General features: G+C 65.3%; 11 protein-coding genes. 7 read left to right on the forward strand and 4 right to left on the reverse strand.

Translation table 11 applies throughout. The annotated features are described in order from the left end of the window. The first annotated feature begins 533 nt into the window (after window positions 1-533). The 5 genes from OIE68_RS23990 (at window position 534) to OIE68_RS24010 (ending at window position 8,087) form a co-directional block, all read left to right on the forward strand. Entirely contained in the window at window positions 534-4,313 is a 3,780-nt protein-coding gene (locus OIE68_RS23990) for a nitrate reductase subunit alpha (protein ID WP_327093370.1), read from the forward strand. Window positions 4,314-4,375: 62 nt separating this feature from the next. Next, complete coding sequence (gene narH, locus OIE68_RS23995) at window positions 4,376-6,133, forward strand: nitrate reductase subunit beta (RefSeq protein WP_327093371.1); 1,758 nt, start codon at window positions 4,376-4,378, stop codon at window positions 6,131-6,133. 25 nt (window positions 6,134-6,158) lie between these two features. Continuing rightward, on the forward strand, window positions 6,159-6,839 hold the full coding sequence (gene narJ, locus OIE68_RS24000) for a nitrate reductase molybdenum cofactor assembly chaperone (RefSeq protein ID WP_327093372.1): 681 nt from the start codon (window positions 6,159-6,161) through the stop codon (window positions 6,837-6,839). Beyond that, complete coding sequence (narI, locus tag OIE68_RS24005) at window positions 6,836-7,576, forward strand: respiratory nitrate reductase subunit gamma (RefSeq protein ID WP_040694786.1); 741 nt, start codon at window positions 6,836-6,838, stop codon at window positions 7,574-7,576. Before narJ ends, narI begins: the two co-directional genes overlap by 4 nt. Window positions 7,577-7,748: 172 nt before the next feature. Continuing rightward, a complete protein-coding gene (locus OIE68_RS24010) occupies window positions 7,749-8,087 on the forward strand; it encodes a TfoX/Sxy family protein (RefSeq protein ID WP_040694787.1) in 339 nt (112 codons plus the stop codon). Window positions 8,088-8,091: 4 nt separating this feature from the next. On the opposite strand, the gene OIE68_RS24015 is transcribed toward OIE68_RS24010, so the two are convergent. Further along, on the reverse strand, window positions 8,092-9,792 hold the full coding sequence (locus OIE68_RS24015; RefSeq protein ID WP_327093373.1) for a metallophosphoesterase: 1,701 nt from the start codon (window positions 9,790-9,792) through the stop codon (window positions 8,092-8,094). 309 nt (window positions 9,793-10,101) lie between these two features. On the opposite strand from OIE68_RS24015, the gene OIE68_RS24020 reads away from it, so the two are divergent. Then, a complete protein-coding gene (locus tag OIE68_RS24020; RefSeq protein WP_327093374.1) occupies window positions 10,102-10,548 on the forward strand; it encodes a cupin domain-containing protein in 447 nt (148 codons plus the stop codon). Here the strand turns inward: OIE68_RS24020 and OIE68_RS24025 are convergent, their stop codons facing one another. Beyond that, on the reverse strand, window positions 10,549-11,142 hold the full coding sequence (locus OIE68_RS24025) for a TetR/AcrR family transcriptional regulator (protein ID WP_327093375.1): 594 nt from the start codon (window positions 11,140-11,142) through the stop codon (window positions 10,549-10,551). It lies immediately after the preceding gene. Window positions 11,143-11,261: 119 nt separating this feature from the next. On the opposite strand from OIE68_RS24025, the gene OIE68_RS24030 reads away from it, so the two are divergent. Further along, the gene (locus OIE68_RS24030; protein ID WP_327093376.1) at window positions 11,262-12,287 is read left to right on the forward strand and encodes a hypothetical protein; all 1,026 of its coding nucleotides are present in this window, start codon (window positions 11,262-11,264) and stop codon (window positions 12,285-12,287) included. 4 nt (window positions 12,288-12,291) lie between these two features. Here the strand turns inward: OIE68_RS24030 and OIE68_RS24035 are convergent, their stop codons facing one another. Beyond that, entirely contained in the window at window positions 12,292-13,335 is a 1,044-nt protein-coding gene (locus tag OIE68_RS24035) for a methyltransferase (RefSeq protein WP_327093377.1), read from the reverse strand. Window positions 13,336-13,655: 320 nt separating this feature from the next. Beyond that, window positions 13,656-14,504 (reverse strand): PHP domain-containing protein, encoded by an 849-nt coding sequence (locus OIE68_RS24040; RefSeq protein ID WP_327101775.1) that lies wholly within the window; start codon window positions 14,502-14,504, stop codon window positions 13,656-13,658. Window positions 14,505-14,633: the final 129 nt, after the last annotated feature.

Raw genomic sequence — 14,633 nt, forward strand, 5'->3', positions numbered from 1 at the left:
TCGATGCGGCGGGTCCGGGCCTCCGGGCGCTTCGCCGCGTTCACCCGTGACGAGTTCGCGGCGGACCGAAAACGACAACGCATCGAATGCCGCAAGCACCTCGGCGTGTGCCCGCGGCCGGAGCCGCTGACACCCGACGGTTGGCAAACTGACAGCGAATGGATCGGCGGCGCGCAGGATGGCTTCGCGCGGGACGATTCGACCACCGCGCGTGGGTGCGGAATCGGCCCTCCGATCCCTCGCCGGATGTGTTAACAAATGTAAACCGCCTGAGAACCGGCGGTTTCCAAAGCATCACCGGCTAGCCCCCGAAACACCATCCGCGGGCCGCATTTCAGCCGGTCAAAGCGGATCAGCCCTGGTCACATCGATGTCTTCAGCATTTCGGGGCAATCGCGCGGTGACCGCCACGTTGCGTTGACCTCACACCTCACGATCGCGGCGTGCGGGCTGTGAGAGATTCGTTTGGACGTGCGTCGTGACCTCCTTACAGTCGGTGCAACAGCCCGATTTCACAGCTCGAAGGGGGCGTCGTGGTTAATTCGCGCACTCAGGCTTCCGCGTCCTCCGATTCGGCCGATCGGCAATCTACCGACGCAAGTGACGCACTGCTGCGTCTCGGCAAGTATTTCCACCGGGGCGAGGTCTCGGCGGATCAGCGCAGCCTGCATCAGGTGGGCGGGCGCAGTGCCGACGAGTTCTATCGGGATCGCTGGTCGCACGACAAGGTGGTGCGCTCCACGCACGGGGTCAACTGCACCGGGTCCTGCTCCTGGAAGATCTACGTCAAGGACGGCGTGATCACCTGGGAATCGCAGCAGACGGACTATCCCTCGGTCGGCGCGGACAAGCCGGAATACGAACCGCGCGGCTGCCCGCGCGGCGCGTCCTTCTCCTGGTACACCTACTCCCCCGCGCGTGTGCGCTACCCGTATGTGCGCGGCGTGCTGCTCGAGCTCTACCGCGAGGCGAAGGAGCGGCTCAAGGATCCGGTGCTGGCCTGGGAATCCATTGTCGAGGATCCGGAAAAGGCCAAGCGCTACAAGTCTTCTCGCGGTAAGGGCGGATTCGTCCGCGCGGAGTGGTGGGAGGCCGCCGAAATCGCCGCCGCCGCGCACGTGCACACGATCAAGAAGTACGGGCCCGACCGGGTGGCCGGATTCTCCCCCATTCCGGCCATGTCGATGGTCAGCCATGCCGTCGGCGCACGGTTCATTTCGATGCTCGGCGGCTCGATGCTGTCGTTCTACGACTGGTACGCCGACCTGCCGGTGGCCTCCCCGCAGGTATTCGGCGACCAGACCGATGTGCCGGAATCGGCCGACTGGTTCGACGCGAGTTACCTCATCATGTGGGGTTCGAATGTCCCGGTGACCCGGACCCCGGACGCGCACTACATGACCGAGGCCCGCTACCGCGGTCAGAAGGTCGTCGTGGTCTCACCCGACTATGCGGACAACACCAAGTTCGCCGATGAATGGGTGCCCGCGCGACCGGGAACCGATGCGGCCCTTGCCATGTCGATGGGCCATGTCATCCTCAAGGAATTCTTCGTCGAGCGCAGCACGCCGCGGTTCCTCGACTACGTCAAGCGCTACACCGATCTGCCGTTCCTGGTGTGCCTCGACGATCCGGAGGGCTGGGACGCCAATGGCAACTACCACCATGATGGTGCGCTGCCCGGCAAATTCCTCACCGCCGCCGATCTCGGCCACACCGACGAGACCGCCGAGCACAAGATGGTGCTGCTCGATGCCGAGGGCAATCCGGTGGTGCCCAACGGTTCACTCGGACATCGCTTCACCGCGGGTGATGCGGGCAAGTGGAATCTGGATCTCGAGGGCGTCGATCCGCTGCTGACCCTGCACGACCGAGCCGACCAGCACCCGGTCGCGGTGCAGCTGCCGCGCTTCGATACCGATACCGCGGGCGTTCTGGTGCGCGGCGTACCGACGATCACCGTCGCGGGTAAGCGGGTCACCACGGTGTTCGACCTGCTGCTCGCGCAGTACGGCGTGGGACGCAACGGGCTGCCCGGCATGTGGCCGACCGGCTACGACGATGCCGCGGAGCCCTACACCCCGGCCTGGCAGGAAGCCATTACCGGCGTACCCGCCGCACAGGCGCAGCGGATCGCCCGCGAATTCGCCGACAACGCCGATAAATCCGGCGGCCGCTCGATGATCCTGATGGGTGCGGGCACCAACCACTGGTTCCACTCCGACCAGATCTACCGCTCCTTCTTCACGCTGACCCTGCTCACGGGCTGTCAGGGCGTCAACGGCGGCGGCTGGGCGCATTACGTCGGTCAGGAGAAGTGCCGTCCGGTAACCGGTTGGTCCACCCTGGCTTTCGGCCTGGACTGGCAGCGACCGCCGCGTCAGATGCAGGGCACGGTGTTCTGGTACCTCAGCAATGACCAGTGGCGCTACGACCCGTTCACCGCGCAGTCCTTCGCTTCCCCGCTGAGCACCGGGAAATTCGCGGGCCGCACCGCCGCGGACAATATCGCGCTGGCCAGTCGCCTCGGCTGGATGCCGAGTTATCCGACGTTCGACCGCAATCCGCTGGACCTGGCGGACGAGGCCGAGGCCGCGGGCAAGACCGCGCCCGAACACGTGGTGGACGGGCTCAAATCCGGTGACCTGCGCTTTGCCTGCGAGGATCCCGATGCGCCGGAGAACTTTCCACGCTGCCTGACCGTGTGGCGCGCGAATCTGCTCGGCTCCTCCGGTAAGGGCAACGAGTACTTCCACAAGCACCTGCTCGGCGCGGACTCCAATCTGCAGACCACCGATGTCGCGGGTGTGCGGCCGCAGGAGTTGGTCTGGCGTGAGGAGGCACCGAGCGGGAAGCTGGATCTGCTGCTTTCGCTGGACTTCCGGATGACCAGCACCACGCTGTTCTCCGATATCGTGCTGCCCGCCGCCACCTGGTACGAGAAGCACGATCTGTCCTCCACCGATATGCACCCGTTCGTGCATGCCTTCTCCCCGGCCATCTCCCCGCCGTGGGAGGCCAAGACGGACTTCGAGGCATTCCACCGGATCGCGCGTGGATTCTCCTGGATGGCCGAGAAGCATTTGGGCAAGCGCAAAGATATCGTCGCGGTGCCGCTGCAGCACGATTCGCCGGACGCGCTGGCGCAGGCCGGTGGGCGCGTACTGGACTGGAAAGCCGGTGAGTGCGAACCGATTCCGGGTAAGACCATGCCGAAACTGGTCGTGGTCGAGCGGGACTACCCGAAGCTCGCGGAGAAGATGGCCGCACTCGGGCCGCTGATCGATACGCTCGGCGTCACCACCAAGGGCGTCACCACGCATCCAAACGAAGAGGTGGCCTACCTCGCCGGGGTGAACGGCACCGTGGTTTCCGGTGTGGCCCAGGGACGTCCGTCGCTGGCCAAGGACACCCACGCGGCCGAGGCGATCCTCGCGCTCTCCGGCACCACCAACGGCAGGCTCGCGGTCGAAGGCTTCCAAGCGCTGGAGCGGCGCACCGGAACCGAGCTGGCCGATCTCGCTGCCGAGCACGAGGGCAAGCGAATCACCTTCGCGGACACGCAATCCCGGCCGGTACCGGTGATCACCTCGCCGGAGTGGTCGGGCAGCGAGACCGGCGGACGGCGGTATTCGCCGTTCACCATCAATACCGAACGACTCAAGCCATGGCACACCCTGACCGGGCGCCAGCACTTCTACCTCGATCACGACTGGATGGCCGAACTCGGCGAGCAGCTACCGGTATTCCGGCCGCCGCTCGATATGAGCGCGCTGTTCAGTGAGCCAGGGGTGGGGTCCGTCGGTGACAACGGCGTCACCGTTCGGTACCTGACCCCGCATTCCAAGTGGTCCATCCACTCGGCGTACCAGGACAACCTGCACATGCTGACGCTCTCGCGCGGCGGGCAGTCGATCTGGATGTCGGATCGGGACGCCGCGAAAATCGGTGTGTCGGACAATGATTGGATCGAGGCGGTCAACCGCAACGGTGTGGTTGTCGCGCGCGCCATCGTCAGCCACCGGATGCCCGAGGGCACGGTATTCATGTACCACGCCCAGGACCGTGCGGTGGACGTGCCGCGCATCGAGGGCGCGCCGGGCGGATTCGATTGGGGTGCACCGGATAAGCAGCCCGGCAAGGGTAAGCGCGGCGGCATTCACAACGCGCTGACCCGCATCATGATCAAGCCATCGCATCTCATCGGCGGTTACGCGCAGCAGTCCTTCGCGCTGAATTACCACGGCCCCACCGGAAATCAGCGCGACGAGGTCACGACAATTCGCCGTCGCTCACAGGAAGTGGAGTACTGACATGAGCGCGACGAGGTCACACTGCGCCATCAGCCGCCGCTCGCAGGAAGTGGAGTACTGACATGCGTGTCATGGCACAGATGGCCATGGTGATGAACCTGGACAAGTGCATCGGGTGTCACACCTGCAGCGTCACCTGCAAGCAGGCGTGGACCAACCGCGGCGGCACCGAGTACATGTGGTTCAACAATGTGGAAACCCGTCCCGGACAGGGTTATCCACGGCAGTACCAGGACCAGGAGAAGTGGAAGGGCGGCTGGACGCTCAACAAGCGCGGCAAGCTGACCCTCAAGTCGGGCTCACGACTGAAGCGGCTGCTCAATATCTTCGCCAATCCGGATCTGCCCACGGTCTCGGACTACTACGAGCCGTGGAGCTACGACTACGACAACCTGCTGTCCGCGCCCGCCATGGACACCAGTCCGGTCGCGCGGCCGAAATCGCTGATCACCGGCCAGGATACGAAGATCACCTGGGGCGCCAACTGGGATGACGACCTGGGCTCCGGACCGGAGCAGGTCGGCAAGGACCCGCTGCTGGCCAAGCTGTCGGATCAGGTGAAGCTGGAGTTCGAACAGACCTTCATGTTCTACCTGCCGCGGATCTGCGAGCACTGCCTCAATCCGTCGTGTGTGGCCTCGTGCCCGTCGGGTGCGATCTACAAGCGGTCCGAGGACGGCATTGTGCTCGTCGACCAGGACAAATGCCGTGGCTGGCGACAGTGCGTCAGCGGTTGCCCGTACAAGAAGATCTACTTCAACCACAAGACGGGCAAAGCGGAGAAATGCACGTTCTGCTACCCGCGCGTGGAAGTCGGTATTCCGACGGTCTGTTCGGAGACCTGCGTCGGGCGGCTGCGCTACATCGGCGTCATGCTGTACGACGCGGATGCCGTGGAGGCGGCGGCCTCGGTCACCGAAACCAAGGATCTGTATCCCTCACAGCTCGGGGTGTTCCTCAATCCGCATGATCCGAGGGTGATCGCGGAGGCCGAGCGAGTCGGGATCTCGCCGGAGTGGATCGAGGCCGCGCAGAATTCGCCGGTCTACAAATTGATCGTCGATTACCAGATCGCGCTGCCGCTGCATCCGGAATACCGCACCATGCCGATGGTTTGGTATGTGCCGCCGCTGTCGCCGGTGGTGGATGTGCTCTCCGAGACCGGCCACGATGCGGAGGACGCGTCGAATCTGTTCGGCGCCATCGACGCACTGCGCATTCCGGTCGAGTACCTGGCCGAGCTGTTCACCGCCGGTGAGATCGGGCCGGTGCGAGCCTCGCTGCAGCGGCTGGCGGCCATGCGGTCGTTCATGCGCTCGGTGAATCTCGGTATTGAGCCGGATCCGTCGATCGCACCCTCGGTGCGGTTGGAGCCGGAGGAGATCGAGGCGATGTACCGGCTGCTGGCCATCGCGAAATACGAGCACCGGTATGTGATTCCGCACGGCGCGACTTCGCAGGCGCACGAACTGGATTCGCTGGCGACCGGCTGCAGCCTGGACACCGACGGCGGGCCGGGTATGACGGCATTCGACACGATGGTGGAGAAATTCCATCTGACCGATGCCAATGACGCTGCGCCGGAGGAAAAATCGAACCGGATCAATCTGTTGAACTGGGATGGGCGCAACACCGACGGACTGCTGCCGACCGCGCGCAATGGCAATGCGGGCAATGGGCACGGTGCGAACGGGACCGATGGTTCGGACGGGACCGATGGTTCGGCGAAAAACGGTGCGGCCACGAATGGTTCGACACCAGCCGCCAACGGCTCGACCAACGGTTCCGTCACGCCGACGCCGACCGGAGCGACCAAATGAATCCGCTGACACCCGGAGGCGCATGATGGCACTGCTGAAAGTGCGCCGCAGGCCCGAGCCTGTCGCTCAGCTGTCCGAGCGCGATTGCCGCCTGGTGTGGCGGATCGCCGCGCTACTGCTCGACTATCCGAGCGAGCAGTTGTTGGCGACCGTCGACCAGATCGATGATGCCGCAATGCAATTGCCGGACGTGGTGGGCGCGCCGCTGCTGGAATTCGTTCACCACCTGCGCGCCACCCCGCCGATCACGCTGGCCCAGCAGTACGTCGAAACCTTCGATCTGCGCCGCCGTTCCAGCATGCACCTGACGTTCTACGCCTACGGCGACACCCGCAAACGCGGTATGGCGCTGTTGCGGTTCAAGCACGCCTACCGACACGCCGGTGTCGAACTCGGTGACGAGGAGTTGCCCGACCACCTGCCGGTGCTGCTGGAATTCGCCGCGACCGTCGACCCGATCGGCGGGGAACGTCTGCTGGGCGAACACGTTCCGGTGATCGAGCTCCTGCGACTTTCCCTGGCAGACAACGGATCCCCGTACGCCGGAGTGCTGGCGGCCGTGGTCGCCACCCTGCCGCCGCTGACCACTGCGGACCGGCGTCGCATCGCCGAACTCGCCGCCCAGGGCCCGCCCGAGGAAGAGGTCGGCCTCGACCCCTTCGCCATGGACCCCTCGCTGTTCGACGGATCGGAAGCCCGCCGATGACCACCACCTTCTGGATGACGCTGCCCTACGTGGCCTTCACCTCGTTCGTGCTCGGCCACCTGTGGCGCTACCGCAACGACCAATTCGGTTGGACCACACGGTCTTCCCAGATCTACGAGAGCCGCCTGCTGCGGCTGGGCAGCCCGCTGTTCCACTTCGGCATGCTCGGCGTCATCGGCGGGCACGTGCTCGGCGTGCTGATCCCGGAATCCTGGACCGATGCCGTCGGCATCTCCGAGCACACCTACCACGTGGTCGCGGTCGCGGCGGGTTCGGTCGCCGGACTCGCGGTCATCCTCGGCGTCGGCATCCTGCTCTACCGCCGCATCACCGTTCCCGCCGTGCGAAAGGCCACCACACGCAATGACCAGCTCATGTATGTGCTGCTGGCCGCCGCGCTGATCACCGGTCTGCTCAATACCTGGGGCAGCAATCTGCTGTGGGGTACCTACAACTATCGCGAGACCGTATCCCCGTGGTTCCGTAGCCTTTTCACGGTCCATCCGGAGCCCGAGCTGATGGTCGGCACCCCGTGGACCTTCCAGCTGCACGGTCTCGTCGTGCTGACGCTCATCGCCATCTGGCCCTACACCCGTCTGGTCCACATGTTCAGCGCGCCCGTCGGCTACCTGACCCGGCCGTACATCGTGTACCGCGCAAAGGAATCCAACGCCCCGGACAAGCGTCGCTACGCGCGCGCCTGGGATGCCCCCGTCACGCCCGAAACCTGGCGCTGACCCCCGAGTTCGGGTCCTCTCACCCGATGCCCCGCAGCCCCGTCCGCCCTGACCGGGAGGGCGGGGCTGTGTCTTTTCCCAGCAAACACGCCCGTCGAATCCCGAGGACGCGCCGACGGCCGTAGCGACGCTTCGTCACGAAACTTGTCGGTGCCCTGGTCGACAATGTGGTATGGCCTATGACAAAGTGCTCGCCGATCGGATCCGGGAGCTGATCGACCCGACACCCGACGTGAGCGAAAAGAAAATGTTCGGCGGTCTCGCCTTCCTGATCAACGGCAATATGGCGGTAGCAGCGAGCCGGACGGGCGGTCTCCTCGTCCGCGTCGACCCGGAGGAGAGCACCACCCTGCTCGCCCGCGAATATGTCGGCGCGATGGTGATGGGCGGTCGCGAAATGAACAATTGGCTGCGGGTCGACGGCGCGGCCGTCGCCGATGACGAAGCGCTCGATGAATGGATCGACCGCGGCATCAGCTACGCGCGTTCGCTGCCGCCGAAGGAGAAATAACGGTTCAGTGGACCAGACGGCGGAAGGTGAGTTTGTCGAATTCCCGACCGTATTCGTCCACCGCGACCACATCCATTTCGCTGGCGAAGACGCCGGGGCGGACATCCACGCGCAGGAACGAGTAGTTGCGGAACCGTACCCGCGACCAAGGTGCCGCCTCGTCCTGTTTGCCGCCGGATGCGGTCCAGACATAGCTGTTCGGGACCGTCGTATCCGGTAATTCGTGGCCCCGGAACGTTTCCTGCGAACCGGGCTGGAAGTCGTAGCGCGGTCGGCCGCCACCGCCAACGGTGTAGTAGACCGTGCCGTCCGTATCCGGGTAGACGATCGAATTGTCCGCGGCGATCCTTGTCGCGGCGCCGGCGCGGATCGGATCCGTGCGTTCGTAGACGTGATTATGGCCCTGCAGCACCAGATCCACCTGATACCGGTCGAACAATCCGGCCCACGCATCCCGCACGCCGCCGTCGCTGGCATGGGCGTCGGTGGTCGAGTATGCGCAGTGGTGGAAGAAGCAGACCAGGAAGTCGATATTCGGGTCCGCGCGGTAGGCGGCGAGGGTGCGCTCCACCCAACTCGTCTGCGCCCCACCGGAATACCCCGTATTGGCCTTGATCTCATAGCTGATGTCATTGGCGTCCAGCGAGAGCACAGCGACATTGCCGTAGGTGAACGAATACGCCGACGGGCAGCCCGCCGGGCCGTTGCCGGGGAAGTCCAGCCGGGCCAGATGTCCGCCGTAGCCGTGCTGGCCGTAGGTCGCTTCCATATCGTGGTTGCCGGTGGCGAACATCCACGGCGTCTCGGCGGCGCTGCGTTCGATGGCCCCGAAGTAGACATCCCAGACGTAGGGGTTGTACTTGTCGAAACCGGATTCGAGCTTCGCGCCGTTGGCGACGAATTCGTTCGGCTTGCCCCCGCCGGACGGGTCGGCATAGGCGATATCACCGGCGAGAATGTGGAAATCCGGTTTGGCGGCGGCGATTTGGCGCAGCACATTGCTCGCGTGCGGTGCGTTCGGATCGTTATCGGCCTTGTAGTACTTATCGTCGTAGTCGCCTGGCACGGTGCCCTGCGGCAGCGTCGGCGTCTCGTCGGTGCCCTGATCGCCCATCATGGTGAACCGGAACGGCAGGATCGCGCTGCGCGCACTCGGCATCGCGGGCGCGGCGGCACGGATATCGCCGGTGAATCCGTCGGAGGTGCGCCAGCGATAGAAGTGCGGCACGCGTCCGGGTAGGCCGTCGACCGGGGCGTGCACGTAGAACTGTTCGGCCGCGAGGACACCGCCGTCGGCGGAAGGGACCTGGGTGAGCAGATTGCGCACCTCGGCCTCGACGGTGCCGCCGAGCGCGGGCGTCGGGCCGTGGTCCAGGAAGACCTTGGTACCGGCCGGTGGCCGGGAGAGCTGACCGGCGAACCGGAGCTGACTCGTCGCATCCGGGCCGTATCCGACATGCCGACCGCCGACCGCGAGCTGCGCGTCCTCGGCGTAGGCGCGCCTGCCGAACGGTGAGGTTCCGACGGTCGCGATGGCGGCGGCCGCCGCGGTACCCCGCAACACATTTCGCCGGGAGACCGGGTGCCGACGTAGGTAGTTCCGGTGCCACTCGTGCTGCTCGTCCATGGTCATATGGGCGGCATTAACGGCGGGAATTCCGGTATCCGGCAGATCGCCAGCGGGGTTCAACGGATTCGTCGGCACGGCACCGATGCTCTACGGCCCCGGCATATCACGCAACCCGACACCGCTTCCCACCTACGAACAGTTCATGAACTCTGGTCTGGAGTTATGGCAACGCCCGAGACCGCGCACCCCGCCAGATAGCCAGGCACCCAACACAAGGGTGCCTGGCTACGACAAGGGGTGCCCGGAGGTGCCGGCGCTGCGCCGGTCGAGCCCTGGCCCGCGCGACACGATAGCCGGGCAATTCACACAAAACGAACGAATGCCCCAGCGACAGTGGCGATCTCGCCCTTTTCTGACGGCATCTTCGGGGACTAAGCTGCGGCGATGACGCCATATACGCGTGCGGCGGCCGCGGCGGTCGTCCTGGGCGGTTCTGTATTCGGTGCCGCGACCGCACATGCGACGCCCGGAACCGATATCACCGCGGTCACCCTCGCCCAGGCACAGATTCCAGCGGGCCTGCTGCCGTTCGTCGCGGGCACCGACCTCGTCGTCCGTGAAATCACCATCGCCCCAGGCGGTTCCACCGGCTGGCACTATCACTACGGTCCAGTCTTCGGCTTCGTCCGCTCGGGCACCCTCACCCACCCAGGCCCCGACTGTGTGGCTCCGGTCTTCCACACCGGCGATTTCATCTACGAACCCGAGGGCGCCTGGAACGTGCACATCGGCCGCAATCTCGGCCCCGACCCGCTCGTCCTCGACGTCGTCTACGCGCCGCCGACAGGAAAGCCGCTCTTCGAAGACGCCGACGCTCCCGACTGCGCCTAGTCAGCGCGGCGACCGCTGCCGCACCAGCGGCAGGTACACCTCGTCGATGATTTCGATGAGCACATCATCGGGTGCGGTGGGGACCCCGCGCAACACGAATTCGTTGCGTAACAAGACGATTGCCACGGTAGCGACCCGTGGATGCAGGGCCTCCGGTGCGGCCTCGCCGCGGGCGACCGCGCGGCCGAGAATGGTCAGCCAGGTAGCGGCACCGGAGTCCGTGGAGTGCTCGGGTAGCTGCGCGAGCAGTTCCGCCGCGCCACCGGCCGCCGCCAATAAGTCGCGCATGACCGCGCCGAGGGCGGAACTCCAGTGGCGGTTGGCGCGGCGCAGCATCTCGAGTACGTCCTCGCGCAGATTGCCGGTATCGGGGGGCTGAACGGCGGTGGTCAGCTGGCGGTAGGCGGCGATGCCGAGTGCGAGTCGATTCGGCCAGCGGCGGTAGATGGCGTTTTTGTTGGTGCCCGCGCGGGCCGCGACCTTGTCCATGGTCAGTCCGGCGTATCCCGATTCGGTTAGTTCGTCTGCTGCGGCGCGCAGGATCGCCTCCTCGAGCGCTGTACCGCGCCGCCGCGTTTGCCCGGGTTGTTCCACGCCTGCCACCTTTCCCCAATGGGAACTCATCGTACCTTCCGACATGAGCATGACACCTATACACTGACCAGTTAAGGTACGTCACGTACCTTAAATATGTTCGATCGAAGGAATGCACCATGCGCGCAAAGGGCATCAGCTACAGCACCGGCTTCCTCGGCAAAAGCGGGCTGTCCCGGCAGCCGTTCCACGCGGCCGAGGTCGAGCGGGAACTCCGCATAATCCGAGATGACCTGCACTGCAACGCAATACGCGTGATGGGCGGCGACCCGGATCGGATCGAGCTCGCCGCGACCTACGCCGCCGAACTCGGCCTCGAGGTCTGGTTCTCGCCCTATCCGCTGGAGCTCGACCCCGAGGAGGTGCTCACGCTGTTCGCCGACTGCGCCGAGCGCGCGGAACGCCTGCGACGACATGGGGCCGAGGTCGTCTTCGTGGCCGGCGCCGAACTGAGCCTGATGAACCACGGATTCCTACCCGGCAGCAATATCGACGAGCGGCTCGAGCTACTGCTGCGACCGGATCGGCTGCGCGAGCAGATCGGCGAAGTCAGCGCGCGGGTCAATGAATTCCTCGGCAAAGCGGTCGCGGTGGTCCGGGAACACTTCGGCGGGAAGATCACCTATGCCGCGGTGCCGCTCGAGCGCGTCGACTGGGCGCCCTTCGATATCGCCTCGGTGGATCTGTATCGGTCCGCCGAGATCGCCGACCGGTTCGCCGATGGCGTCGGAACCCTTGTCGCACAGGGCAAGCCGCTCGCGATCACCGAATTCGGCGCGGCCACCTTCCACGGTGCGGGCGATCGCGGCGCACTCGGACTGGAGATCGTCGAACACGACCCGCATACCGGCGCGCCACTGCGCGTGAACGGCCATTACCGTCGCGACGAGGCGGGCCAAGCCGCTTACATCCGCGAGCTGTTGGAGATCTTCGACGCCAAGAGCGTGGACAGCACCTTCGTCTTCACCCTCGCCCTGCACGACCACCCGCACCGCCCCGATGGCGACCCACGCGACGACCTGGACCTGGCCAGCTACGGCATCGTCAAGGTCCTCGAAAACCGCTGCGGCGCCACCTATCCGGACCTGCCATGGGAACCGAAGGCCGCATTCCACACCCTCGCCGACTACTACCGAGAGCACTGAAATGTCACTGATCCCGATGGTTGTTCTCCAGAGTCCGCATGGGGTACCGATCCGAGTTGTCGGAAACCACTGTCGCGGTCAACTCGTCGGCGGCGAGTCGGAATTCGAGAAGACAGCGTTGGTCGGTCAGGTCGGTGACCGTGTCCAGAATCAGGCCATGCGGCGCGGCGAGCGTGCGGAACTCATCGATCCGGCGCTCGCGGCCGCCATACATTACGAGCATGGCCAGGTTGAATTCGCTGGCGGCCCCCAGGCCTCCGACTGGTTCGATGATCAGCACACGCCCAGCCGGGTAGGCGGCCTCGACGCAACGGTTCAGGATGCGGTGCGCGTGCTCGTCATCCCAGTCGTGGAGGATGTCAACCAACAGATAGGCTTGCGCACCTGCCGGGAGCGGGTCGAAGAAGCTGCCCGCCGTGACCTGCGTGCGCCCGTCGAGATCATGCGCGCTGAAGGTGTGATGAGCTTGGGCGGCAGTCGGTTCGAGATCGACCAGATGGCCGTGCATTCGAGGGTGGGCGGCCAAGATCGCGGCGAGCAGACTGCCCTGGCCGCCACCGACGTCGACGATGCTGGAAAACCGGGACCAATCGAAACCAGCGACGATGCGTGGGATCTGCTCACGAAACCGGTGGGCCATCTGCCGGTCGAATGACTCACGCAGGTAAGGATATTCAGCAAGGTCGGCCCAGAAGTCCTGCCCATAGCGGCGCGCGTAAGCCGCCTGCCCGGTGGTGATGCTGTGGGCGAGTTCGACGAACGCCAACTCGGCGCGGCCGCCCGCGGCGTCCAGATGCAGCAGATCGATCAGGCCATTGCCGGCATCGGCACACAGGTTCGTTCCGTACCCGGTCGTCCGGTAGCCGGTGGAAGTCCGCTCGACGACTCCGAGGGTCGCCAGATGGCCCAACAGGAGATCGAGCGCGACTGGAGCAACAGTGAGCTCGACCGCGAGCTCATCGACACAAGCGCCATCACCGAGAAGCCGATCCGGCAGTCCCAAGGTCACCGCAACCCGCAGCGCCATCGGCGTAGCCAACCCAGCCATACGACAGATCGAGTCCGTATCGTCATTGCGTCCCACGAGGATCCACTGTGCACGTCAACCGAAAAGAATGCTCTGATCGGTACGGCGGCGGCGGTCGATGTGGCGTGCTGTGGCGTAACTCCAAGCGGCACTATGCAACTCGGCTTCGGCCTCCACGCTGACCGAACCGATGCCTCCGCTGCTTACGAGACAGTTCATATCTGTCACCTGATCACAGGTATCTACCACCGCGACCTCGGCAGACCGGCGGCATCGTGCGCCCCCAGCCTTAGATGGCGATTCCCAGGTCTCAATGGCGGCTGCGGTCGGCAGTGGAGCCGCTATCGCGTCCAGAAGTCCTCGGGTTGGCGGCCTGGCCGGAATCCGAAGTGCTCGACCATTGCCACTGCCTCCGGGAAATTGTCGGCGAGCGCTTCTGGGACGTGGGCGTCGCTGCCGAATGTGACTGCGCGCCCGCCCTCTTCGCGCCACCATTGCGGAATCCAGGGCCAGAGTCTGCGGGTGTTCATCTCCAACGCTCTCCCACTGTCGGCGATGGCTCGCATCGCCAAACGGAAGCCGTCCTCGAAGCGGCGCGGGTCGAATGGGCCGACATCCACGGTTGGCCAGGCTCGTACCGCGTAGTCGATGTGGCTGAAAACTGTGAAGGAGTCGGATCCCGCGACCATGTGCGGGATCTCGTCGAGGTAGGCCGACATCACGTCATCCGGCGGCCACAGCCGAAACAGGGTGTTGGGCTCACTGCGGTCGTCGCCGATCTGGAGCGTGTGCAGCGAACCGTTCACGCGGTCCAACGCGGTCAGGTCGAGCAACTGAGCCGCCTGTTCATCGAAGAGGTGTGGTTGTCCGAACTCCACGCCGGTAAGGATGCGTAGTTCCGGGAACCGGAGACGACAGCGCTCGACGCAGTCGAGGTAGCCCGCAACATCCAGCACCGGAGGGCGGATGTAGCCGCCCGGGCTGAGCAGGTGACGTTGGTGTGGCATGAGGTCCTCGGGACCGGTGCGCCATGCGTCGTCGAAATCGAGATGTTCGGTGAAGACGACCGCGGGCAGACCGATCGCGACGGCGTGCTCGCAGGTTCGTTGCATCCGGCCTGAGGCCTTCGACGCGGGACCGCCAGTGTCCCAGGACCATTCGCTGTGAACATGGCTGTCTGCTGGAAGCATCACCCGTCGAGCTTTGCACTCGGTGCCGGCCCCCGACCCGCTCGTCCTCGACGTCGTCTACGCGCCGCCCACGGGTAACCGCTCTTCGAAGACGCCGGCGCCCCGACTGCGCGTAGTTAGCTCGGCGCC

Origin of the sequence: Nocardia vinacea (assembly GCF_035920345.1) — a bacterium.
Classification (GTDB): domain Bacteria; phylum Actinomycetota; class Actinomycetes; order Mycobacteriales; family Mycobacteriaceae; genus Nocardia; species Nocardia vinacea_A.